Origin of the sequence: Streptomyces sp. TSRI0107, assembly GCF_001905845.1 — a bacterium.
In the GTDB taxonomy this organism is placed as follows: domain Bacteria; phylum Actinomycetota; class Actinomycetes; order Streptomycetales; family Streptomycetaceae; genus Streptomyces.
The window spans coordinates 629127-650505 of sequence record NZ_LIVZ01000001.1 but is presented as its reverse complement, the minus strand read 5'-3'; the positions used below and the strand labels follow the sequence as shown (position 1 = coordinate 650505).

Genomic DNA, 21379 nt, shown 5'->3' with positions numbered 1-21379 from the left:
GGCGGGGCGGACACGGCACTCCTGGAGTGAGAGTGGAACGTCGTAGCCTTCTGCGTGCGGCCCTCATCGGCGGCTCCTCCGCCGCGCTCGGCGGAACCCTGTGGCGCGGCGCCGCCTACGCGGCCCCCGCCCAGCCCGGCACCGGCCCCTACGGCGCCCTGGGCAGCCCGGACGCCAACGGCATCAGACTTCCCAGCGGTTTCACCAGCCGGGTCATCGCCCGTTCCGGGCAGACGGTCACCGGCACCTCCTACACCTGGCACAACGCCCCCGACGGCGGCGCCTGCTACGCCGACGGCAGTGGCTGGATCTACGTCTCCAACTCGGAGATCAGCCCCGGCGGCGGCGCGAGCGCGGTGAAGTTCTCGTCCACCGGCGCGATCACCGGCGCGTACCGCATCCTGTCCAACACCCGCACCAACTGCGCGGGCGGCAAGACCCCGTGGAACACCTGGCTGTCCTGCGAGGAGGTGTCCCTCGGCTACGTCTACGAGACGGACCCGTGGGGTGTGAAGGCGGCGATCCGCCGTGACGCGATGGGCCGCTTCAAGCACGAGGCGGCGGCCGCCGACCCGGTCCGCAGGGTGATCTACCTGACCGAGGACGAGACCAACGGCCGCTTCTACCGCTTCGTCCCGAACACCTGGGGCGACCTCTCCTCCGGCACCCTCCAGGTCATGGTCGCCGGCAGCGCCACCTCCGGTTCCTTCACCTGGGCCAACGTCCCCGACCCGGACGGCTCCCCGACCACCACCCGCACCCAGGTCTCCGGCTCGAAGTCCTTCAACGGCGGCGAGGGCTGCCACTACGCGAACGACACGGTCTGGTTCACCACCAAGGGCGACAACCGGGTCTGGCAGCTCAACCTCACCAACAACACCTACGAGCTGGCCTACGACGACTCGCTCGTCTCCGGCACCGCCCCCCTCACCGGCGTCGACAACATCACCGGCTCCTCCTCGGGCGACCTGTTCGTCGCCGAGGACGGCGGCAACATGGAGATCTGCGTCATCACCCCCGACGACGTCATCGCGCCGTTCCTCCGCGTCGACGGCCAGTCCGGCTCGGAGATCACCGGCCCGGCGTTCTCCCCCGACGGCCGCCGCCTGTACTTCTCCAGCCAGCGCGGTACGTCGGGCAGCTCGTCCGGCGGGATCACGTACGAGGTGACGGGTCCGTTCCGCACCTGACCGCGCCGCATGCGAGACGGTGGGACTCGATGGCGTCTCATCGGGTCCCGCCTACTCGTTCGCTGCTCGTTCGCCACTCGTTCGCGCGGCTCAACGCCTCGCCTGCAGAGTGCGGCAGGGCGTCGAGCCGGCGGGCTGCTCGTGTGGTGGCTGCGCCGACGGCAGCCGTACCACCGCGTCCACCCCGCCCGTCGTGGCCGCCCGCAGGGCCACGTCGCCGCCGCTCGCCCGCGCCAGGCGCTGGACCAGGGACAGGCCCAGACCGGTGCCGCCCTTGGGGGCGTCGGGGGCTCGCCAGAAGCGGGTGAAGGCGTGGCTGCGCTGGGCGGGGGTCATGCCGGGGCCCTCGTCGGTGACGTGGAGGTCGACCCAGCAGGGGCGGCTGTCGCGCAGGGGCCGGCGGGTGGGGGTGTGCAGGCGGAGTTCGATGGTGACGGTGCTGCCGGCGGGGGAGGCGCGTAACGCGTTGGACAGGAGGTTGTCCAGGATCTGCTCCACCGCGCCGGGGAGCGCGAGGACCGGGCCCACGCTGCCGGCGAAGAGGACGAGGGAGACGCCCTCGCGGGCGAACAGGGGATGCCACGCGCTGTGGCGCTCCACGCAGATCGCGCCCACGTCCACCGGGGCCGGGGCCGACCCCTGTTCCTCCAGGCGGGCCATGGCCAGCAGCGCCTCGACCATGCGGGCCAGCCGGTCCGTCTCGGTGACCGCGGAGGTCAGGGTCCGGCGGGCCTGCGGGGACAGCGCCGGTTCCAGGTTCTCCAGTCGCAGGCGCAGCGCCGCGAGCGGGGTCTTCAGCTGGTGGGACGCCTCACCGGCGAAGGCGCGCTGCGAGGTCAGCAGGTCCTCCAGGTGGGCGGCGGTGCGGTGGGAGGCCTCCGCCACGGCGTGCAGGGGTCTCGCCGCCCAGCGGGCCAGCGCGACCGCCGACGCGACGGTGAGGGCGAGGGTCAGGGTGAGCAGGGCGGGCGTGCCGTTCCCGGGCGTCCGCGCCAGGGCCCATCCGGCCGCCGCGGCGCACAGGTGAGTCCACAGCAGGCGGCGGGTCATGACGCCGTGTCGCTCACCGCGTCGTCCTGCCGCGGGCGGACCGCCAGGCGGAAGCCGACGCCGCGCAGGGTCTGGATCCACGCCGGGTCGCCGAGTTTGCGGCGCAGGGTGGCCACATGGACGTCGAGGGTCTTCGTCGGCCCCTCGTAGTGCTCGTCCCAGACGCGGTCCAGGATCTGCTGCCGTGAGTAGACCGCTCCGGCGTCCTCGGAGAGCAGGGCCAGCAGGTCGAACTCCTTGGGGGTGAGGGCGACCGGCGCCTCGCCCACCCAGACCTGGCGGGTGCGGCGGTCCACGACCAGGGGCCCCGGCGCGCTGGGGGCGCTGGGCTCGCTGTCGTACGACTGCTGCCTGCTGCTCCTGCGGTGCACCGCGCGGATGCGGGCGACCAGTTCCCGTACGCTGAACGGCTTCGCCAGGTAGTCGTCTGCGCCCAGTTCGAGGCCCAGCACCCGGTCGGCCTCCTCGCCGCGCGCGCTGAGGATGACGACGGGCACGTCGGAGGTCTCGCGGATGGCGCGGCAGACGTCGATGCCGTCCATGTCGGGCAGGCCCAGGTCGAGGATCACGACATCGCCGTAGGGGCCCCTCAGGCCTTCCTCGCCCGTGGCCACGCGATGCACCGTCAGGCCGTACTGCCGCAGTCCTTCGGCGAGCGGTTCGGCGATCGTCTCGTCGTCCTCGATGAGCAGTACGTGTACGCCCATGGCGTTTTTTCTCTCCAAAGGAAAGGGGGTCCGGGGGTTCGACACGCTACAAGAGAAAGTGTCGATTCGGTTCCCGGATCCGGGTGTTGTGAAATGAGCCTCAGAAACCGCTTGTATTCCGCCGCCTTGGTCTTCGCTTAACCTTTCTCTGGTCTGCCGCCCCCTACGTTCTCGATGCCTTGTCGGAATCGAATGCCAGGGAGGCATGATGAAGGCGTTGCTGGATCGCGCCCGATCGTTCGGGCGGCGCGTCGGCTTCGAGAGCGACGCATACCGAAAACTGGCCGTCGGGCAATTTCCCGAGGCCCTGTTCATTTCCTGTTCCGACTCGCGGGTGATTCCGGCGCTGATCACCGGCGCCCGGCCCGGCGAGATATTCGAGCTGCGGAATGCGGGCAACATCGTGCCGGCATACGGCAGGCAGGGGTCCGCCGGCGGCGCGGCCGCCACCATCGAGTACGCGCTGGACGTGCTCGGCGTTCAGAACGTGGTGGTGTGTGGCCATTCCCACTGCGGGGCGATGGGCGCGGTGCGGGATGGGGCCGATCTGTCGCGGCTTCCCCTGGTGGACGCCTGGCTCGACCAGGTGCGGGACGGGCTGGCGCCCGTGGTGAAGGAGGGCGCGGCGCTGGCCGAGGTCGTCCAGGCCAACGTGCGCAACCAGCTGGCGGTGCTGCGGGACTACCCCGTGGTCCGGCGGCTGCTGGAGGAGGGGCGGCTGCGGCTGCACGGCTGGTACTACGAGATCGACACCGGGATCGTCCACGAGCTGGGCGACGACGGGCGGTTCCGGGTGCACGCCTCATGAGCGGGGCCCATGCGCGCAGGGCCACGGCCGCCAGGAAGCTCGGCTCGAAGAAGGGCGGGGCGAAGAACGACGGGGCGAGGGAGGGCGGCTCCGGCAAGCCCCGCGCCGGGAAGAGCCCCGCGTCCGGCGTCGACCTCGCCACCGAGATCAGCGCGTCCCTCGTCGTCTTCCTGGTCGCCCTGCCCCTGTGCATCGGCATCGCCGTCGCCTCCGGCGTGCCCGCCGAGCTGGGGATCATCTCCGGTGTCATCGGCGGGCTGGTGGTCGGAGCCGTGCGCGGCAGCACGCTCCAGGTGAGCGGGCCGGCGGCGGGGCTGGCCGCGCTGGTCGCGGACACGGTGACGGAGCACGGGGTCGCCATGCTGGGCGTGATCGTGCTGTTCTCCGGGATCCTGCAGATCGTGCTCGGGGTGGTGCGGCTGGGGCGGATGTTCCAGGCGATCTCCCTCGCCGTGGTCCAGGGCATGCTCGCGGGCATCGGACTGCCGCTGATGTTCAGCCAGCTGTACCCGATGGCCGACGCGAAGGCGCCCGGTGTGCCCTTCGAGAACATCGCCGGTGTGCCGGGGCTGGTCGCCGACACCGCGGCCGACCCGCAGGCGGCGATCGCCGCGGGGCTGGGGGCCGTCACGGTCGCGCTGAGTTTCGTCTGGCCGAAGGTCCCGGCGCCGGTGCGCAGGTTCCCGGCCGCGCTCGTCGCCGTCGGGATCGGCATCGCCGTCGCGGCCCTGCCCGGCGTGGACATCAGGACGCTGCAGGTCGGCAACCTCGCCGACGCCGTCAACATGCCCGGAGCGGAGCAGTTCGCGGGGCTCGCCGACGCCGGGGTCCTCACCGCGATCCTCACGTTCACGGTGATCGCCTCCGCGGAGAGCCTGTTCACCGCGGCCGCCGTGGACCGTATGCACACCGGCCCGCGCACCCGCTACAACACCGAACTCATCGCGCAGGGCGCGGGGAACACGGTCGCGGGCGTGCTGGGCGCGCTGCCCATCACCGCCGTCGTCGCCCGCAGTTCGGCGAACGTCCAGGCCGGGGCGCGGACCCGGATCTCCCGCGTCCTGCACGGCGTGTGGCTGCTCGCGTTCGCGCTGCTGCTGCCCCAGGTGCTGGCGCTGGTGCCGATCTCGGTGCTCGCCGGGGTGCTGGTGCACAGCGGGTGGAAGCTGCTCGCGCCGCAGGAGTTCCCCAAGATGTGGCGGCAGGACCGGGGGGAGTTCGCGGTGATGACCCTCACCACCCTCGCGATCACCGCGACCGCGCTGCTGGAGGGCGTGGTCATCGGGCTCGCCGCCGGGGTGGTGCTGGCCGCGCTGCGGATGTCGCGGGCCGTCGTGCGGCAGGACGTCGCGGACGACACCGCGCGGGTCGTGGTCACCGGCAACGCCACCTTCCTGCGGCTGCCGCGGCTGATCGAGGCGCTGGAGGCCGCGGCGGCGGCCGGCCTGCCGCGGATCCGGCTGGACCTGCTCGGCGTGACCCACCTGGACCACGCCTGCCGCACGCAGGTCGAGGAGTTCACGGCCCAGCAGCGGGGGGCCGGGGTGCGGGTGGAGCTGCTGCTGCCGGACCTCGCGGGGGCGCCGCAGGCCCGGGGCGGGGAGCCGGCCGAGGCGCCGGTCTCCGCCGGGCCGGGTCCCAACGCCGAGTGGTTCCACCTGGACACGAGCGTCCCCACGCGGGACTCGCTGCGGGAATGGCCCGGCCCCGCCGGAAGTTGAGGGGCGGTCAGTGGCCGTACCGCATCCCGATCACCGAGGAGCCCCCGATGTCCGACGCCCCCGCCGTCCGCGAGCTGCGTCTCGTCGTCACCGCCGAGGACTACGACGCCGCCCTGCGCTTCTACCGTGACGTCCTCGGACTGCCGGAGCGCGCGGCGTTCAGCTCGCCCGACGGCAGGGTGACGATCCTGGAGGCCGGGCGGGCGACGCTGGAGATCACCGATCCGAACCACGCGGAGTTCATCGACGAGGTCGAGGTCGGGCGGCGCGGAGTGGCCGGGCACATCAGGGTCGCGTTCCAGGTGGACGATTCCGTGGCGGCCACGGACCGGCTGGCCGCCGCCGGGGCGGAGGTGATCGCCGAGCCGACCCGCACGCCCTGGAACTCGCTGAACTCCCGGCTGGAGGCGCCGGGAGCGCTCCAGCTGACGCTCTTCACCGAGCTGGGCGAGGAGCGGGGCCAGGACGGGGAATGAGCCCCGGACACCGGTCCGCCACCGTTCACCGGGCCGGGGCAGGGCAGGCCAGGGCAGGCCGGTGAACGGTGGCGGTCAGGGGGCGGCGGAGGCGGCCGGTGAGGCCGCCCGCCGCCCGTACCTGGTACGGGCCGGTCAGGCCGCCCGCACCTCGTACGCCGTCACACGTACGGTCTCGTCGTCCAGGCACTGCCCGGACAGCAGGTCGAACCGCTGCTTGAGCAGGGGCGAGGCGACGAAGGGCCGGTCCCCGTGGGTGCCGGTGAGGCCGCGGGAGAGGACCGCCGCGCCGGTGAACGGGTCGCGGTTGTCGACGGCGTACACCTGGCCCCTGCGGTCGCGGAACAGGGCCACCTGGCGGCCGTCGGGCAGCAGGGCCGCCACGCCGCGGCCGGGCAGCAGGCGGTTCAGGTCGCAGACCGTGAACCATTCGTCGTCCGCCAGCCGCAGCTGGACCTTCAGGTCGGTCGTCTCGGGTGCCAGGGTCATCGCTGGGCGCTTCCTTCCAGAACGTCTTCGCCGGTGGGGCGCAGGCCGATCGACAGCAGCGGCAGGTCCGGCTTCATCTGGTCGCGCTCGGGGACGAAGCCGACCACCGGGTCGGGTGTGTCGGGCGCGTTGATGAAGGACACGAACCGGGCGAGCTTCTCGGGGTCGTTGATGGTCTCGGCCCATTCGTCGCGGTAGTGGGAGACGTGGGCCGCCATCAGGCCCTCCAGCTCGTCGCAGATGCCGAGGGAGTCGTGGACGACCACGTCGCGTACGTGGTCCAGGCCGCCGGGGATGCGGTCCAGCCAGGTGCTGGTGCGCTCCAGCCGGTCGGCGGTACGGATGTAGAACATCAGGAACCGGTCGATCAGGCGGATCAGTTCGGCGTCGCTGAGGTCCTGCGCCAGCAGGTCGGCGTGGCGCGGGGTGGCGCCGCCGTTGCCGCCGACGTAGAGGTTCCAGCCGTTCGAGGTGGCGATCACGCCGAAGTCCTTCGACTGGGCCTCCGCGCACTCGCGGGCGCAGCCGGACACCGCCGACTTCAGCTTGTGCGGGGAGCGCAGGCCCCGGTAGCGCAGCTCCAGGTCGATCGCCATGCGCACGGAGTCCTGGACGCCGTAGCGGCACCAGGTCGAGCCGACGCAGGACTTCACGGTGCGCAGCGACTTGCCGTAGGCGTGGCCGGACTCGAAGCCGGCGTCGACCAGCCGGGCCCAGATCACCGGGAGCTGTTCGACGCGCGCGCCGAACATGTCGATCCGCTGGCCGCCGGTGATCTTCGTGTAGAGGCCGAAGTCGCGGGCGATCTCGCCGATCACGATCAGTTTCTCCGGGGCGATCTCACCGCCGGGGATGCGGGGGACGACGGAGTACGACCCGTTCTTCTGGAGGTTGGCCAGGAAGTGGTCGTTGGTGTCCTGGAGCGCGGCCTGCTCGCCGTCGAGGACGTAGCCTTCGGCGCCGATGGTCGGCGCCAGGGAGGCGATGATCGACGCCACCGCCGGCTTGCAGACCTCGCAGCCGTCGCCGCCGCGCGCGTTCTCGCGGCCGTGGCGGTCCAGGAGGTCCTGGTAGGAGGTGATGCGCAGGGCGAGGACGATCTCGTACAGCTCCTCGCGGGTCTGCGAGAAGCAGCCGCACAGGCCCTTGTCGACCTCGACGCCGCCGGCCTCCAGCTCGGCGGTGACCAGCTGGCCGAGGACCTTGATGCAGGAGCCGCAGCCGGTGCCGGCCTTGGTGCACTTCTTGACCTCGGGCACGGTGGTGCACTGGTGGTCGGTGACCGCGCCGCGGATCGTGCCCTTGGACACGTTGTGGCAGGAGCAGATGATCGCCTCGTCGGGCAGCGCGGACGGGCCGAGCTGGGTGGGGGCGCCCGCGCCGGCCGGGAGGACAAGCTGCTCCGGGGAGACGGGCGGGACGGAGCCGGTGAAGGCGCGCAGGGTGCCGTACGCCTCCGCGTCGCCGACCAGGATGCCGCCGAGCAGGGTGCCGTCGCGGGCGATGACCAGCTTCTTGTAGAGGCCCGCGCGGGAGTCGGAGTAGACGACGTCGAGGCAGTCCTCGGCGGTGCCGTGCGCGTCGCCGAAGGAGGCGACGTCCACGCCGAGCAGCTTCAGCTTCGTGGACAGGTCGGCGCCGGTGAACGACGCCTCGTCCGCCGCGATCGTCGCGGCGGCCGTCTCGGCCTGCTCGTAGCCGGGGGCGACCAGGCCGTACACCCGGCCGTCCGCGGCCAGCGCGCACTCGCCGATCGCGAAGACGTGCGGGTCGGTGACCGTGCGGCACTGCTCGTCGACGCTGATGCCGCCGCGCTCGCCGACCTGGAGGCCGCAGTCGCGGGCCAGCTGGTCGCGGGGGCGGACACCGGCGGAGAAGATCACCATGTCGGTGGCGAGTTCGGAGCCGTCGGACAGCTTCATTCCGGTGACGGCGCCCGCGGCGTCGGTCACGATCTCCTGTGTGCCCACGCCGGTGTGCACGGACAGGCCCATGTCCTCGATGGTGCGCAGCAGGGCCGCGCCGCCGCCGTCGTCGACCTGCACCGGCATCAGGCGCGGGGCGAACTCGACGATGTGCGCCTCGACGCCCAGGCCCTTCAGGGCGCCCGCGGCCTCCAGGCCGAGCAGGCCGCCGCCGACGACGGCACCGGTCTTCGCCGTCTTCGCGTACTCCTCGATGGCGAGCAGGTCCTCGATCGTGCGGTAGACGAAGCAGCCCTCGGCGTCCTTGCCGGGGACCGGCGGCACGAACGGGAAGGAGCCGGTGGCCAGGACGAGGACGTCGTAGTCGACGACCAGGCCGGAGCGGGCGGTGACCTTGCGGGCGTCGCGGTCGACGGTCTCGGCCGGGTCGCCGACGTACAGCTCGATGCCGTGCTTCTCGATGAACTCCATGTCGGTCATGGAGAGTTCATCGGCCGAGGTGCCGGAGAAGTACGAGGTGAGGTGGACGCGGTCGTACGCGGGACGCGGCTCCTCACAGAGCACGACCACGCGGTGCGTGGCGGTCAGGCCGCGCTCGGCCAGCGCTTCGAGGAAGCGCTGACCGACCATGCCGTGGCCGACGAGCACGATCGTGGGGGTGTCCGACATCAGGAGCCTCCATCATTGGTGAGCAGGTGGAGCAGGGGGCCGCCGTCCGACGGGAGCGGCTCTGCTCCCTCCCAGGCGCGCGCCAGCGCGCCGACGGTGCCGAGTTCGCCGACGAGGACCCCGCCGACCAGGCGGTCGTCGCGGACGACGACCTTGCGGTAGGTGCCGCGGGTGGCGTCGGTGAGCTGCACGACGTCGTCGCCGGGGCGGGGCTCCGTCTCGCCGAAGGCGGCGAGGTCGAAGGGGGCCTGACCGGCGAGGGTGAGGCGGGTGAGGGAACGGGTGCCGGTGTAGCGGGCGGTGTCGTTCCCGGTGAGCAGGGCGGCCAGTACGTCGGCCTGTTCGAGGGCGGGTGCGGCGAGGCCGTACACGTTCCCGTCGTGCTGGGCGCAGTCCCCGATCGCGTGGATGTGCGGGTCGGAGGTGCGCAGCCGGTCGTCGACGAGGACGCCCTTGTGCACGGCGAGCCCGGCGGCCTTGGCGAGGCCGACGCGCGGGTGGACCCCGCAGGCGAGGACGACGAGGTCGGCGTCGAGGGCGTATCCGTCGGCCATCTCCACCGAGCGGACCGCGCCGCCGACCACCCGGACGTCCCGCACCCGCAGGTCGGTGTGCACCTCGACGCCGAGGTCGGTCAGATGACGCCGGACCAGCTTGGACGCGGCCGGGTCGAGCTGGCGCTCCATCAACCGTTCGGACTGCTGGGCGAGCACGACCTGCGCGCCGCGCATGGCGAGGGCGCGGGCCGCGGACACTCCGAGCAGTCCGCCGCCGATGACGACCGCGCGCACGCCCGGCCGGACCGCCTTGGACAGGCCGAGGCAGTCGTCCATGGTGCGGAAGGCGTGGACGCCCTCGGGCAGTTCGTGGTCGGGGGTGAACAGTCCGCGCAGCGGCGGCAGCACCGGGTTGGAGCCGGTGGCCAGGACCAGCGTGTCGTATGCGATCTCCGTGCCATCGGCGCAGCGCAGGGTGCGGGCGGCGCGGTCGATGCCGGTCACCCGGGTACGCGTCAGCTCGGCGGGCGCCGGGAGGGCGATCACGTCGGGGCTGTAGCGTCCGGCCAGCACTTCGGCGAGCAGCACCCGGTTGTACGGCCGGTGCTCCTCCTCGCCGATCAGCAGCGCGGGCGTGCCGAGCTCTCCGAGCCGCCGGGCGAGCCGTACGCCCGCGAGGCCGGCGCCGATCACCACCACACGCGTATTCGAGGTCATGCTCATGAGCGTGCGGTGCGGGTGTTACCCGGTCGCATCACGTCTGTTTCGCGCGGGGAACTCTGCCCTCAGCGGGGGCCGGGGGCGGGTGTGAGGGTTGGTGTGCGAGCGAGCGGGGCGCTGTGAGGCCGGCGGTCCCGCGGCAGCCTCAGAAGATCCTCAGGTAGGTGGACGTTACAACCGTCCCGTCCTCAGGGTCCGCACCATGCCCCACATACCGCTCGCCATGGTCGCCCTGCTCTGTCTCGCCGCGCTCGCGGCCGGATGGATCGACGCCGTGGTGGGCGGTGGCGGGCTGCTGCTGCCGGCGCTGCTGGGGCTGCCGGCGGGCACTCCGGCGGTGGACGCGCTGGGCACCAACAAGGCGGTCGCGATCGTAGGCACTTCCGGGGCCGCGGTGACCTACGCCCGCAGGGCGCCGGTGGACGTCCCGACCGCCGTGCGCATCGGGCTCGCGGCGCTCGCCGGGTCGTCGGGTCGTCGGGCGGGACCGTCCTCGCCGCCGGGACGAGCACGGAGGTGCTCAAGCCGGTGATCATGGTGGTGCTGCTCGGGGTCGCCGCCCTCGTGATCCTCAGGCCCTCCTTCGGCACCGCCCCGGCGCCCGGCCCGGTCACCCGCCGACGCGTCCTCGCCGCGATCGGCCTCGCCGGCCTCGGCATCGGCTTCCACGACGGCCTGGTCGGGCCCGGCACCGGCACCTTCCTCGTGCTCGCCCTCACCGCCGTCCTCTGGCAGCCGGCCGGGCTGATGGCGCTGTTCGATCTCGCGGGCGGCACGCTCGGCGCGCGCACCGCGCTGAAGAAGGGCAGCGGGTTGGTCCGGATCGTGCTGCTCGTGGTGGTGTTCACGCTGGTGGCGAATCCGGCGTACGAGCAGTGGCCGGCCTGAGTCGAAGAGGCGCTCGATCTCGCTGACGTGATCCACTCCGGCGGGTTATGCTCCGGCGCCGCGCCATGAGGGGCGGCGGTGCTGGGGAGCGCCGCGGGAGAGGGACGGAACAGGGGTGGGCGACGTGGCCGAGAACAGCGGATCGCGCGGCGGCCGGGTACTGATATCGGCCGCACTGGTCGTGCTGGCGGGAGCGCTGATCGGGCTCGCGGTGGAGTACCACATCCTGGGGTGGTCCTCCATCCCGGGCAACTCCTGCGGTGGCCGGTACAGCCCCTGCCCGGAGGGCACCGGGCCGACGCTCACGCTGGCCTTCGTCTGCACCTTCGCCGGGATCTTCGGAGCCATCGGCGCGATCATCTGGTTCACCGGTCACCGCCCCGGCAAGGTGCTGCCCCCCGCCCTGCTCGCGGCGGGCGCGCTGCTCGTGCTGTGGCCCGGCTGGCAGGCGTTCCTGTGGATGCGCGGGCCGGTGCTCGACCTCGCCTGGACGGCCGTACCGGACCGGCCCGCGACCGTGCGCGGGCTCGGCGCCTGGACGGTCGGCGAGGACGCGCGGACGGTCGTCCGGGCCCGCGGTGACGCGCTGATCGCCTACGACTCCCGGGACGGCGACCGCCGCTGGGTGCTGCGGGCGCCGGTGCGGGAGTCGGTGTGCGGGATGAGCGACACCGTCGTCGACGGCATCGGGCTGGTCGCCTTCGGCCGGCACGACAAGCCCTGCGACACCGTGTGGGGTGTCGATGTGCGCGACGGCCGCAAGGTGTGGGAACGCGACGTCAAGGGCGTCACGCTCTACCAGGCCGCCGCCGACGGTCTGCTCGCCGCCGACAAGGGCGTGGCCGTGGCCGTCGCCGACGAGGCCGTGCACGGGTACGGCCTCGCCGACGGCGCCCCGCGCTGGACCACGAAGCTCACCGAACCGAAGAACGTCGAGCCCACCGACGACGAGGTGGAGTGCGAGCCCGAGGCGGTCTCGGCGGCGGGCGGCACGACCCGTGTCGTCGTCAACTGCGAGACGTTCCTCGACTTCCGCTCCGCCTGGCTGGTCACCCTCGACAACACCACCGGCGAGGAGCGCGAGCGCACCCGGCTGCCCGTCGAGAGCCCGATCGACACGGCCACGGTGATCTCCGCCGAACCGTTCAGCCTGCTGCTCGACGAGGAGGACGAGCGAGGCGTCTCCGCGGTGCTCTCCTATTCCGGCTCCGGCGGCGACCCGGTGCAGATCCCGCTCACCGCCGACGAGGAGGACCTGCAGATCGGCCAGGCGTCCTACGGCGAGGGCTTCCTCGCCCGCCCCGCCCTGACCGCCGTGGTCCGCGGCGAGGCGCTGGTCGTCGCCGCCACCAGGCCGGGCAGCGACGCGGTCGAGCGGGTCGTCGCCTACTCGCTGCGCGACGGGCAGCGCATGTGGCACGCCGACCTGGGCACCTCCGTGGTCGCCCTGGCGCCCGCGGGCGACGGGGAACTGGCGGTGTTCGGCGCCAACCAGCGGCTGTGGACGTTCGACGCCGCCGACGGCGAGCGCCGCGGCGAGTCCGACGGCGCCACGGTCCGCGAGGTCGCCGGACACATCAGCGGCATCGGGCAGCTGATCCGGGCGGACGGCACCTGGGTCTTCGTCAACTCCGACGGGGACAACTATCCGCCGGTGCTGGCCTTCAGGCCGTAGCGGGCGGCACGGCGAGCAGGTCGATCACGCCCGTGGTGTCCTCGTCGCCGTGCCCGGCGTCCAGCCGGCGCTTCATCAGGTCCAGGAACGGCAGCAGCAGCTCCCGGCTGACGCCCTGCTCGTCCGCCGTGCGCAGCAGGGTCCGCTGACCGGCCTGCACCTGCATGGCCAGGTTGGACACCACATTCTTCGTGTAGTCGCCGGACGTCAGCTTGTCCGCCGTCTCGTGCACCGCGCCGGCCATGGCGTTCAGCCAGCCCTCCAGCAGCGGGGCGAAGTCCCCGGGCGCGATGTCCTCCCGGCGGATCAGCGCGAAGGCGTGCGAGATCCCGGCGAACATGCCGTACATCCCGCTCAGCAGCGCCACGTCGTGCAGCGCGGCGAAGCCCGGGTCGGCGCCGACGTAGCGGACGTCCGCCGGGACGGCGAGGGTGGCGCGGTGCTCCTCGAACAGCTCGGCCGACCCGCTGTAGAACACGTACGCGCCGGACTCGCGGTGACCGATCATCGGCGGTACGGCCATGATGCCCGCGTCCAGGAAACGCGCGCCGCGCGCCTGCGCCCAGGCGGCGCGTGAGCGGCCCTCGCCGGGTGTGCCCGTGGTCAGGTTCACCACGTCCCGGCCGGACAGGCCGGCGTCCTGAAGCGCCTCGCCGACCGAGGCGTCGTCCAGCAGACAGACGATCACCAGCCGGTTCGCGGCCACCGCCTCGGCGGCGCTCGCGGCGACGGTCGCTCCGTCGGCGGCCAGGGCCTCGGCGCGGGCGGCCGTACGGTTCCAGACGGTCACGGGATGCCCGGCGGCCAGCCAGGCGCGGGCCAGCGCGGTGCCCATGGCGCCGGTGCCGAGCAGGGTCAGGGGCGTGCGGGCGGCGGGGGAAGCCGGGGAAGGGTTGTTGTCGGTCATGGCGTTTAGCCTCGTGGAGGGTGAACTGCCTGCTCAAGTACGCACTTTCGAGTGGGTGGTTACCACCGGGGAAGGGTCCAGGCAGCAGGAGGGGCGGGTGTCGGGCATGACGATCGGACGGCGGGCCGGGTCGTACGTCTGCGGGGTCGACGCGGCGATGGATGTGATCGGCGGGAAGTGGAAGGTGCTCATCCTCTGGGAGCTGAGCCTGCGGCCGTACCGCTTCGGGGAGCTGCGCCGCGCGCTGCCCGGTGTCACGGAGAAGGTGCTCGCCGCGCATCTGCGGGAACTGGAGGCGGACGGCATCGTGCACCGGGAGGAGTACGCGGAGGTGCCGCCGCGGGTGGAGTACTCGCTGACGCCGCGAGGCGTCGCGCTCAACGAGGCACTGGAGCCGCTCGGCGCGTGGGGCAAGGCCAACGTGCTGGGGCAGACGCCGCAGCCGGTGTCGTGAACGGGGTCAGCGGCTGCCGGTCAGGTGGGCGAAGACCACCACGTTGGCCTGGTATCCGGTGCTCGGCGAGTATCCCCCGCCGCAGGTGATCACCCGCAGTTCGGGCCGGCGGGCGGCGCCGTAGACCTTCTCGTCCGGGAAGTCCCGCGCCCGGTACACCTCGACGGCGTCCACCGTGAACACCGCGACCGAGCCGTCCCGCCGGTCCACCTCGACGGTGCTGCCGCGTCTGAGGGCGCCGAGGCCGTAGAAGACGGCGGGCCCCTCGGCGTTGTCGACGTGTCCGGCGACGATCGCGGTGCCGCGTTCGCCGGGCGTGGTCCCGGCCTCGTACCAGCCGGCGAGGTTCTTCTCCTGCGACGGCGGCACCTCGAGGCTGCCCGTCGGGGTCAGCCCCAGGCCGGTCAGCGGGGCGTCCACCCGGATCGCGGGGATGCGGATCCGGTCCGGCGGGGACGGCGGCAGCGCCGGCGCCGTGGACCGCCCGGCGGCCGGGTCGGCGTGCGCCTCGGCGGCGGAGGGCTGCGGCGGGGGGTGCGGCTCGGCGCCGCTGCGCAGCAGCCAGGCACCCGAGCACAGGGCGACGAGGGTGACGGCGGCTATGACGGTGTTGCCGTGCCTGCGCATGTGGGCCTCCCTGGGGCCGGTGGACGGTGTGGGGTCCCCCGTGACCCCTCCGGGCCGCGAGGGGCGTCGGACCCGGAGGGGAGGGGCGTGCGGTACCGGCGGACGGACAGCGGAGGGTGTCCGTCAGAACCCGTCGCCTCTCGCCCGGCGATGCAGGAGCCAGGTACCGCCCGCGGCGGCGACGGCGAGAGCCGCCACACCGGCCGCGGTCTGCACGGGATCGGGGCCCAGCGCGCCCCCGACCCCCGTCTTCACGCTCCCCCTGGGGTACACCGGGTCGGCCGAGGTCAGCGTGACCTCCAGGTCGCCCCGGATCTCCCGGTCGCCGTCGGAGCACCGCGCGACGATCTCGTACGTCCCCGGCTGCGCGCTCGGCGGCACCCGGAACTGGCCGATCGCCTTGCCGTCGTCCGTGCTGGGCGCCAGGGTGAAGTGCCCGGCGCCGACCGCGCTGGCGTCGCCCGAGGCGGCCCCGTCGTCGCCGCACGCCGCCGTGTTCACGCTGACGGATCCGCCGGGCACCACGGAGCTGGGGTACACCTCCAGGTCGCCGTCGTCACCGAACGCGGGCGCGGCGGACAGGCTCGCGGCGGCGACGGCGAGCGCGGTACCGGTCAGCAGCCGGGCGATACGTCGCATCGGTGTCCCCCATCGATCGAGTGGAGCTGGTCGGTGCCCTGCCCTTCCGAGGTAAGTGGCAGCGGGGCGAGCGCGCTTCCTGAGGGATCGTCAGAAATACGGTGAACGGGTGCCGGGACGCGACCGGACACCACCGCCCCCGGGTGTGTTTCAGCAGGTCATCGACGTGTGGCGGAGCGCGGCGGAAGAGGACCCGAAGGATGCAGGGGGAAGGGATGAACGGGTGACCGGGGCGGGCGGGGTGCCGGACTTGACCTCAACGATGGTTGAGGTTGGAGCCTGACCGTCATGACGACACAGCTCATCACGCCCACGTCCGCGGCCGCCTCCGGGTCCGCCCGCCCGCTCGACGTCACCGTCATCGTCGGCAGCGACCGCCACGGCCGCTTCGGCCCGGTCGTCGCCGACTGGCTCCTCGGCCGCGTCGCCGAGCACGCCGGCCTGACGGGCCGGATCCTCGACGTGGCGGAGACCCCGCTGCCGACCACCCTCTCCCCCGCCCCCGAGGCGACCGCGGCCCTCGCCCGGATCACCCCGAAGCTGGCCTCGGCGGAGGCGTTCGTCGTGGTCACCCCCGAGTACAACCACTCCTACCCCGCCGCCCTGAAGAACCTCATCGACTGGCACACCGCCGAGTGGCGCGCCAAGCCCGTCGCCCTCGTCTCCTACGGCGGCATCTCCGGCGGCCTGCGCGCCACCGAACACCTCCGCCAGGTCTTCGCCGAGCTCCACACCGTCACGGTCCGCGACACCGTCTCCTTCCACAACGCCGGCTCCGCCTTCACCCCCGACGGCCACCTGAAGGACCCCACGGGCCCGAACGCGGCGGCGAGGACGATGCTCGACCAACTGGTGTGGTGGGGGCGGGCCTTGCGGGAGGCGAAGGAGAAGCGCCCCTACGGCGCCTAGGGCCTGGGCGCCGCAGGTCCCCGGTACGTCAGTTCACGCCCACCGCGCTCCAGGCCGCCCCCACCGCCCGGTGCTCCGCGCTGTCCGCGCCGTACAGGTCGCGGGCGGCGTTCAGGGTGGCCGTGCGGGCGCCGGCGTAGGTCGTGGAGGACGTCATGTAGACCGTCAGCGCCCGGTACCAGATCGCGCCGAGCTTGTCCCGGCCGATGCCGGGTAGCGAAGTGCCGTCGCAGGTCGGGGAGTCGTGCGCGACGCCGTTGATCGTCTTGGCGCCGCTGCCCTCGGCCAGCAGGTAGGCGAAGTGGTTGCCGATGCCGGAGGAGTAGTGGACGTCGAGGTCGGCGACCCCCGGGCTCCAGCAGTCGGGCGAGGCGCCGTCCTTCGACGGGCGGTCCATGTGGCGCAGGGCGCTCCGGCCGAAGCCGGCGCGCACGACCTTCTCGCCGATCAGCCAGTCGCCCGGGTCGGCGGGGTTGGCCGCGTGGAACTCCACCAGGGTGCCGAAGACATCGGAGGTGGCCTCGTTCAGGCCGCCGGACTCGCCGGTGTACGTCAGGTTCGCGGTGGCGGAGGTGACGCCGTGGCTCATCTCGTGGCCGGCGACGTCCAGGGAGACGAGCGGCCCGAACGTCGTCCCGTCACCGTCGCCGTACGTCATGCAGAAGCAGGTGTCGTCCCAGAAGGCGTTGTTGTAGCGGTTGCCGTAGTGCACCCGGTTGTACGAGCCCTTGCCGTCGCCCGCGATGCCCTCGCGGGCGTGGACGTCCTTGAAGTAGTCCCAGGTGACGTCGGTGCCGTACTGCGCGTCCACCGCCGCCGAGGCGCGGTCGGCAGTCGTGCCGTCGCCCCAGTGGTTGTCGGCGTCGGTGAGGACGGTGGCGGGGGCGCGGGTGAGGCAGATGGTGCCGAGCAGGCACAGGTCGACCTTGTTCGCGGCGTCGCCGGTGTAGGTGCCGCCGCGGGTGGGGTCCTTCAGGGCGTACGAGGTTCCGTCCGGCGTGGTCCGCAGCGGGACCGTGCCGCCGTACAGCGACCGGCCGTCCCCGGAGGCCGGTTCCGACGCCGACTCCAGGGTGTCCCACGCGTCGATCCGGGCTCCGGTCCGGGCGTCCGTCAGCAGCGTCCGCGCGACCGGGTTGCCCCGCGCGTCGAGTGCCGCCGCCTCCGTCCGCCAGGCCAGCCTGGGCGCCCCGTGCAGGGCGTCGACGACCAGCTGCGGCTTGGCCGTCAGGCGCTTGAGGGTCTCGCCCAGGTGCAGGGCCCGCAGCGCGTTCGCGGCCACGTCGGCGGCCTTCGGGGCGGGCAGCACCGGCGTCACGTCCGGCAGGGAGACGGCGGCCCGGGTCGCCCGGTCGGCGCCCCGGTAGCCGCCGTCCGGTGCCACGTGGAGGACGAAGTCGCCGCCCAGGACGGGGAGTCCGCGGTAGGTGCGGTCGTAGCGGATGTGCTGGGTGCCGTCGGCGTCGACGACGACGTCCCGGACCGTGGTCCGCTGCCCGGCGCCGAGCCCGAGGCTTTCGCCCCGGTCGGCGAGGATGGCGGCGGCGTTCTCGAGTGCCGTGGCCCGGGTGGGCCGGTCGGCCGCCCCGGCGACGGGGGTGAGCGTGGCGGCCAGCAGTGCGGCGGCGGTCGTGGCGGCCAGGGCGTAGGGCCGTATCCGGCTCATGGGTCTCCTTGAACTGGTCACGCTGAGGGTGACCAAGATTCAAGGGGGCGTGGACATGCCATGGCCAGGGTGAAGACGTGCAGGTGTGTGAGGGGAGAGAATCACTTCTGTGAGTTCTGTGCCGTCCCGTTTCCAACTCCCCTTCTTCGTCTACGGCACCCTCCGCCCCGGCGAACCCAACCACGACCTCTTCCTGCGCGGCCGCACCCGCGCCGAGGAGCCCGGCCGCCTCACCGGTGCCGTCCTCTACGACGGCCCCGGCTACCCGTACGCCGTCGAGGAGCCCGGCGGCCCGGAGGTGCGCGGCGAGCTGGTCACCGCGCGGCCGGAGACGTACGACGAACTGCTCGGCACGCTCGACCGGTTGGAGGAGTGCGAGACGCCGGGCGATCCGCGCAACCTCTACGAGCGGGTCGCCCGCGATGTCGTCCGCACGGCCGACGGATCGGCGGTACGGGCCTGGGTGTACCTCGCCGCGCCGCCGGTCGCCGCCCGGCTGCGCGCCGGGGGCCGGCGCATCGGGAGCGGCGACTGGCTGACGCGGCGCACCTCGCCGCCGTAGGGCCCGCCGCGCGGCCCGGGCTCAGGCGGTGCCCGGCGTCTTCCGCGTCGTCACGTTCATGCGGTTCCAGGTGTTCACCGTGAAGATCAGGGCGATCAGCTGGGCCAGTGCCGCCTCGTCGAAGTGCCGGGCCGCCTCCTCGTACACCTCGTCCGACACCCCGCCGGGCAGCAGCGTGACGGCCTCCGTCAGGGCCAGGGCCGCGCGCTCCTCGACCGTGTACAGGCTGGACTCCCGCCAGGCCGGCAGCTGGTGGATGCGGTCCTCCGACTCGCCGGCCTTGCGGGCGTCGGTGGTGTGGTAGTCGAGGCAGTACGCGCAGTGGTTGAGCTGGGAGGCCCGGATCTGCACCAGCTCCACCGTCACCGGGTCGATGCCCTCCACGGCGGCCGCGTGCAGGTCGAGGACCGCCTTGAACACCTTCGGGGCGACGGCGGCGAAGTTCATGCGCTGGGGTACCTGGTAGGTCGTCATGCGTCGAATCTACGAGCCGGATAGACCCGCCGACGGGTGCATTCCCGCACCGGAAACCCGGGTCAATTCCCGGACTTCACCGCCTCCAGCCGCACCGCGCACGCCTTGAACTCCGGCATCCGCGACGTCGGGTCCAGCGCCGGGTTGGTGAGAGTGTTGGCGCGGCCCTCGCCCGGCCAGTGGAACGGCATGAACACGGTGTCGGGGCGGATGGCGTGGGTGATCCTGGCCGGTGCCACGGCCCGGCCGCGCCGGGAGACGACCGCCACGGGATCGCCCTCGGCCGCGCCCAGCCGGGCCGCCAGCCTCGGGTGCAGCTCGACGAACGGGCCGGGCGCCGCGGCGTTCAGCTCGTCGACCCGCCGGGTCTGGGCCCCGGACTGGTACTGGGCGACCACCCGGCCGGTGGTCAGCAGCACCGGGTACTCGTCGTCGGGTTCCTCGGCGACCGCCCGGTGCGTCACCGGCACGAACCGGGCCCGGCCGTCCGGCGTGGCGAACCGGTCGAGGAACAGCCGGGGCGTGCCGGGGTGCGCCCCGGCCGCCGTCTCCTCGTCCCGCACCGGGTCGTCCGCGGACACGTCGAGCGAGGCGTCCTCGGGGTCCGCGGCACCCCGGTCGTCGAGCGCCGCCCCGGGCGCGGGGCACGGCCAGAACACGCCGTTCTCCTCCGCGAGCCTGCGGTAGGTGATGCCGGAGTAGTCCGCGGGGCCGCCCGCGCTGGCCCGGCGCAGCTCCTCGAAGACCTCTTCGGGGTCGGTCGGGAAGCCCTTCTCCACGCCGAGCCGCGCGGCCAGCTCGTGCATGACCTCCAGGTCGCTGCGGACGCCCTCGGGCGGGGTGATCGCCTGCCGGCGCAGCAGAACCCTGCCCTCCAGGTTGGTCGTCGTGCCGGTCTCCTCGGCCCACTGCGTCACCGGCAGCACCACGTCCGCCAGCTCCGCCGTCTCCGACAGCACGACGTCGCAGACCGCGAGGAAGCCTAGGGACTTGATCCGCTCCTCGACGTGCGCGGCGCGCGGCGCCGACACCACCGGGTTGGAGCCCATCAGCAGCAGCGTCCGGATGTCCGTGCCGAGCGCGTCCAGCAGCTCGTACGCGCTGCGCCCCGGCCCCGGCAGCGAGTCCGGGTCCACGCCCCACACCTCGGCGACGTGCCGCCGCGCCGCCGGGTCGTCCAGTTTGCGGTAGCCGGGCAGCTGGTCGGCCTTCTGGCCGTGCTCGCGCCCGCCCTGCCCGTTGCCCTGCCCGGTGAGACAGCCGAAACCGCTGTACGGGCGGCCCGCGCGGCCGGTCGCCAGGCACAGGTTGATCCACGCGCCGACCGTGTCGGTGCCCTTGGCCTGCTGCTCGGGTCCACGCGCGGTGAGCACCATCGCGGACTCCGGCTCGCAGAACATCCGTACGGCCTCCCGCAGTTCGGGAACGGACACCCCCGTGATCCGTTCCACGTACTCCGGCCAGTGCGCCATGGCCGCGGCCCGCGTGTCCTCCCAGCCGCTGGTCCGCACGCGGATGTACTCCTCGTCGGTGCGGCCCTCGGCGACCACCAGGTGCAGCAGGCCCAGCGCGAGCGCGAGGTCGGTGCCGGGCCGGGGCGCCAGGTGCAGATCGGCCTGCTCGGCGGTCTTCGTGCGGCGCGGGTCGACGACGATCAGGGTGCCGCCGTTCTCCTTCAGCTCGGTGAGGTAGCGCAGCGACGGCGGCATGGTCTCGGCGAGGTTCGAGCCCACCAGGATCACGCAGCCCGTCCTCGGTATGTCCTCCAGCGGGAACGGCAGCCCGCGGTCCAGGCCGAACGCCTTCATGCCCCCGGCCGCCGCGGACGACATGCAGAACCGGCCGTTGTAGTCGATCTGCGAGGTGCCGAGCACGACCCGGGCGAACTTGCCGAGCGAGTAGGCCTTCTCGTTGGTCAGCCCGCCGCCGCCGAACACGCCGAGCGCGTCCGCGCCGTGCTCCGCGCGGGTGCGGCGCAGCGCGCCGGCGATCCGGTCCAGGGCCTCGTCCCACGTGGCGGGCACCAGCGTGTCCCCGTCCCGCACCAGCGGGGAGGTCAGCCGCACCCGGGAGGAGAGCACCGCGGGCGCCGTACGGCCCTTGCCGCACAGCGCCCCGCGGTTCACCGGGAAGTCGGTGCGCTCCAGCACCTCGACGCCCCCGTCCGGCGAGGGCGACAGGTTCATCCCGCACTGCAGGGCGCAGTACGGGCAGTGGGTGGGCGTCGAGGTGCTGTTCATGCCCTTCAGGGTGCTTCGCTCGTGTTACGCGCCATGACGGCTCCCTGTTACACGACCGGGAAGCCGACCTCCCCGCCGCCCGAGGC

At 73.1% G+C, this 21379-nt stretch carries 18 protein-coding genes and 2 pseudogenes; 9 read left to right on the top strand and 11 right to left on the bottom strand.

The genetic code is table 11. The features are described from left to right. The first annotated feature begins 32 nt into the window (after nucleotides 1–32). Nucleotides 33–1190, top strand: coding sequence for an alkaline phosphatase PhoX (locus tag AMK31_RS02855; RefSeq protein WP_073938686.1), 1158 nt, complete (start codon nucleotides 33–35; stop codon nucleotides 1188–1190). 90 nt (nucleotides 1191–1280) lie between these two features. On the opposite strand, the pseudogene AMK31_RS02850 reads toward AMK31_RS02855, so the two are convergent. Together AMK31_RS02850 and AMK31_RS02845 are read right to left on the bottom strand one after the other, a co-directional pair. Beyond that, nucleotides 1281–2138, bottom strand: a pseudogene (locus tag AMK31_RS02850) (sensor histidine kinase); the annotation flags it as partial. 98 nt (nucleotides 2139–2236) lie between these two features. Beyond that, nucleotides 2237–2947 carry a response regulator transcription factor gene (locus tag AMK31_RS02845; protein ID WP_073938684.1) on the bottom strand — a complete coding sequence of 237 codons (711 nt, stop codon included), beginning with the start codon at nucleotides 2945–2947 and terminating at the stop codon, nucleotides 2237–2239. 208 nt (nucleotides 2948–3155) lie between these two features. On the opposite strand from AMK31_RS02845, the gene AMK31_RS02840 reads away from it, so the two are divergent. From AMK31_RS02840 to AMK31_RS02830, 3 genes are read left to right on the top strand one after another with little or no spacing between them, the layout of a single operon-like run. Continuing rightward, the gene (locus AMK31_RS02840; RefSeq protein WP_073938683.1) at nucleotides 3156–3755 is read left to right on the top strand and encodes a carbonic anhydrase; all 600 of its coding nucleotides are present in this window, start codon (nucleotides 3156–3158) and stop codon (nucleotides 3753–3755) included. Beyond that, nucleotides 3752–5476 (top strand): SulP family inorganic anion transporter, encoded by a 1725-nt coding sequence (locus tag AMK31_RS02835; RefSeq protein ID WP_073938682.1) that lies wholly within the window; start codon nucleotides 3752–3754, stop codon nucleotides 5474–5476. Before AMK31_RS02840 ends, AMK31_RS02835 begins: the two co-directional genes overlap by 4 nt. Nucleotides 5477–5523: 47 nt before the next feature. Next, entirely contained in the window at nucleotides 5524–5952 is a 429-nt protein-coding gene (locus AMK31_RS02830; protein ID WP_073938968.1) for a VOC family protein, read from the top strand. Between the two features lie 135 nt (nucleotides 5953–6087). Here the strand turns inward: AMK31_RS02830 and nirD are convergent, their stop codons facing one another. The 3 genes from nirD to AMK31_RS02815 are packed head-to-tail and all read right to left on the bottom strand — an operon-like array spanning nucleotide 6088 to nucleotide 10249. Continuing rightward, nucleotides 6088–6441 carry a nitrite reductase small subunit NirD gene (nirD, locus tag AMK31_RS02825; RefSeq protein ID WP_073938681.1) on the bottom strand — a complete coding sequence of 118 codons (354 nt, stop codon included), beginning with the start codon at nucleotides 6439–6441 and terminating at the stop codon, nucleotides 6088–6090. After that, nucleotides 6438–9035, bottom strand: coding sequence for a nitrite reductase large subunit NirB (nirB, locus tag AMK31_RS02820; RefSeq protein WP_073938680.1), 2598 nt, complete (start codon nucleotides 9033–9035; stop codon nucleotides 6438–6440). The genes nirD and nirB overlap by 4 nt, the downstream gene beginning before the upstream one ends. Beyond that, on the bottom strand, nucleotides 9035–10249 hold the full coding sequence (locus AMK31_RS02815; RefSeq protein WP_073938679.1) for an NAD(P)/FAD-dependent oxidoreductase: 1215 nt from the start codon (nucleotides 10247–10249) through the stop codon (nucleotides 9035–9037). Before AMK31_RS02815 ends, nirB begins: the two co-directional genes overlap by 1 nt. 205 nt (nucleotides 10250–10454) lie before the next feature. On the opposite strand from AMK31_RS02815, the pseudogene AMK31_RS02810 reads away from it, so the two are divergent. Together AMK31_RS02810 and AMK31_RS02805 are read left to right on the top strand one after the other, a co-directional pair. Beyond that, nucleotides 10455–11140 (top strand): annotated as a pseudogene (locus AMK31_RS02810) (sulfite exporter TauE/SafE family protein). 124 nt (nucleotides 11141–11264) lie between these two features. After that, a complete protein-coding gene (locus AMK31_RS02805; protein WP_241842512.1) occupies nucleotides 11265–12815 on the top strand; it encodes an outer membrane protein assembly factor BamB family protein in 1551 nt (516 codons plus the stop codon). Here AMK31_RS02805 and AMK31_RS02800 read toward each other — a convergent pair. Then, entirely contained in the window at nucleotides 12805–13722 is a 918-nt protein-coding gene (locus AMK31_RS02800; RefSeq protein WP_073938678.1) for an NAD(P)-dependent oxidoreductase, read from the bottom strand. The two genes, AMK31_RS02805 and AMK31_RS02800, sit on opposite strands and share 11 nt — an antisense overlap. A 106-nt stretch (nucleotides 13723–13828) precedes the next feature. Between AMK31_RS02800 and AMK31_RS02795 the strand changes: the two genes are divergently transcribed. Next, a complete protein-coding gene (locus AMK31_RS02795) occupies nucleotides 13829–14176 on the top strand; it encodes a winged helix-turn-helix transcriptional regulator (RefSeq protein WP_073938677.1) in 348 nt (115 codons plus the stop codon). Nucleotides 14177–14182: 6 nt separating this feature from the next. On the opposite strand, the gene AMK31_RS02790 is transcribed toward AMK31_RS02795, so the two are convergent. Both AMK31_RS02790 and AMK31_RS02785 read right to left on the bottom strand, forming a co-directional pair. Next, nucleotides 14183–14803, bottom strand: coding sequence for a class F sortase (locus AMK31_RS02790; RefSeq protein WP_073938676.1), 621 nt, complete (start codon nucleotides 14801–14803; stop codon nucleotides 14183–14185). A 123-nt stretch (nucleotides 14804–14926) separates the two neighbouring features. Next, nucleotides 14927–15442, bottom strand: a complete 516-nt coding sequence (locus tag AMK31_RS02785; RefSeq protein WP_073938675.1) for a hypothetical protein — start codon at nucleotides 15440–15442, stop codon at nucleotides 14927–14929. A 288-nt stretch (nucleotides 15443–15730) separates the two neighbouring features. On the opposite strand from AMK31_RS02785, the gene AMK31_RS02780 reads away from it, so the two are divergent. After that, a complete protein-coding gene (locus AMK31_RS02780; RefSeq protein ID WP_073938674.1) occupies nucleotides 15731–16351 on the top strand; it encodes an NADPH-dependent FMN reductase in 621 nt (206 codons plus the stop codon). A 28-nt stretch (nucleotides 16352–16379) separates the two neighbouring features. Here the strand turns inward: AMK31_RS02780 and AMK31_RS02775 are convergent, their stop codons facing one another. Continuing rightward, nucleotides 16380–18017: a M4 family metallopeptidase gene (locus AMK31_RS02775; protein WP_073938673.1), complete on the bottom strand. Its 1638-nt coding sequence runs from the start codon at nucleotides 18015–18017 to the stop codon at nucleotides 16380–16382. A 109-nt stretch (nucleotides 18018–18126) separates the two neighbouring features. Between AMK31_RS02775 and AMK31_RS02770 the strand changes: the two genes are divergently transcribed. Next, the gene (locus AMK31_RS02770; protein ID WP_241842511.1) at nucleotides 18127–18579 is read left to right on the top strand and encodes a gamma-glutamylcyclotransferase family protein; all 453 of its coding nucleotides are present in this window, start codon (nucleotides 18127–18129) and stop codon (nucleotides 18577–18579) included. Nucleotides 18580–18600: 21 nt separating this feature from the next. Here the strand turns inward: AMK31_RS02770 and AMK31_RS02765 are convergent, their stop codons facing one another. After that, nucleotides 18601–19053, bottom strand: coding sequence for a carboxymuconolactone decarboxylase family protein (locus AMK31_RS02765; RefSeq protein WP_241842510.1), 453 nt, complete (start codon nucleotides 19051–19053; stop codon nucleotides 18601–18603). 62 nt (nucleotides 19054–19115) lie between these two features. Further along, a complete protein-coding gene (locus tag AMK31_RS02760; RefSeq protein WP_073938670.1) occupies nucleotides 19116–21293 on the bottom strand; it encodes a molybdopterin oxidoreductase family protein in 2178 nt (725 codons plus the stop codon). Nucleotides 21294–21379: the final 86 nt, after the last annotated feature.

Excerpts from the sequence above, each read along its gene's own strand:
- AMK31_RS02845 (WP_073938684.1), bottom strand. The coding sequence starts at position 2,947 with ATGGGCGTACACGTACTGCTCATCGAGGACGACGAGACGATCGCCGAA.
- AMK31_RS02840 (WP_073938683.1), top strand. The coding sequence starts at position 3,156 with ATGAAGGCGTTGCTGGATCGCGCCCGATCGTTCGGGCGGCGCGTCGGC.
- AMK31_RS02835 (WP_073938682.1), top strand. The coding sequence starts at position 3,752 with ATGAGCGGGGCCCATGCGCGCAGGGCCACGGCCGCCAGGAAGCTCGGC.
- AMK31_RS02830 (WP_073938968.1), top strand. The coding sequence starts at position 5,524 with ATGTCCGACGCCCCCGCCGTCCGCGAGCTGCGTCTCGTCGTCACCGCC.
- nirD (WP_073938681.1), bottom strand. The coding sequence starts at position 6,441 with ATGACCCTGGCACCCGAGACGACCGACCTGAAGGTCCAGCTGCGGCTG.
- nirB (WP_073938680.1), bottom strand. The coding sequence starts at position 9,035 with ATGTCGGACACCCCCACGATCGTGCTCGTCGGCCACGGCATGGTCGGT.
- AMK31_RS02815 (WP_073938679.1), bottom strand. The coding sequence starts at position 10,249 with ATGACCTCGAATACGCGTGTGGTGGTGATCGGCGCCGGCCTCGCGGGC.
- AMK31_RS02800 (WP_073938678.1), bottom strand. The coding sequence starts at position 13,722 with ATGACCGACAACAACCCTTCCCCGGCTTCCCCCGCCGCCCGCACGCCC.
- AMK31_RS02795 (WP_073938677.1), top strand. The coding sequence starts at position 13,829 with ATGACGATCGGACGGCGGGCCGGGTCGTACGTCTGCGGGGTCGACGCG.
- AMK31_RS02790 (WP_073938676.1), bottom strand. The coding sequence starts at position 14,803 with ATGCGCAGGCACGGCAACACCGTCATAGCCGCCGTCACCCTCGTCGCC.
- AMK31_RS02785 (WP_073938675.1), bottom strand. The coding sequence starts at position 15,442 with ATGCGACGTATCGCCCGGCTGCTGACCGGTACCGCGCTCGCCGTCGCC.
- AMK31_RS02780 (WP_073938674.1), top strand. The coding sequence starts at position 15,731 with ATGACGACACAGCTCATCACGCCCACGTCCGCGGCCGCCTCCGGGTCC.
- AMK31_RS02775 (WP_073938673.1), bottom strand. The coding sequence starts at position 18,017 with ATGAGCCGGATACGGCCCTACGCCCTGGCCGCCACGACCGCCGCCGCA.
- AMK31_RS02765 (WP_241842510.1), bottom strand. The coding sequence starts at position 19,053 with ATGACGACCTACCAGGTACCCCAGCGCATGAACTTCGCCGCCGTCGCC.
- AMK31_RS02760 (WP_073938670.1), bottom strand. The coding sequence starts at position 21,293 with ATGAACAGCACCTCGACGCCCACCCACTGCCCGTACTGCGCCCTGCAG.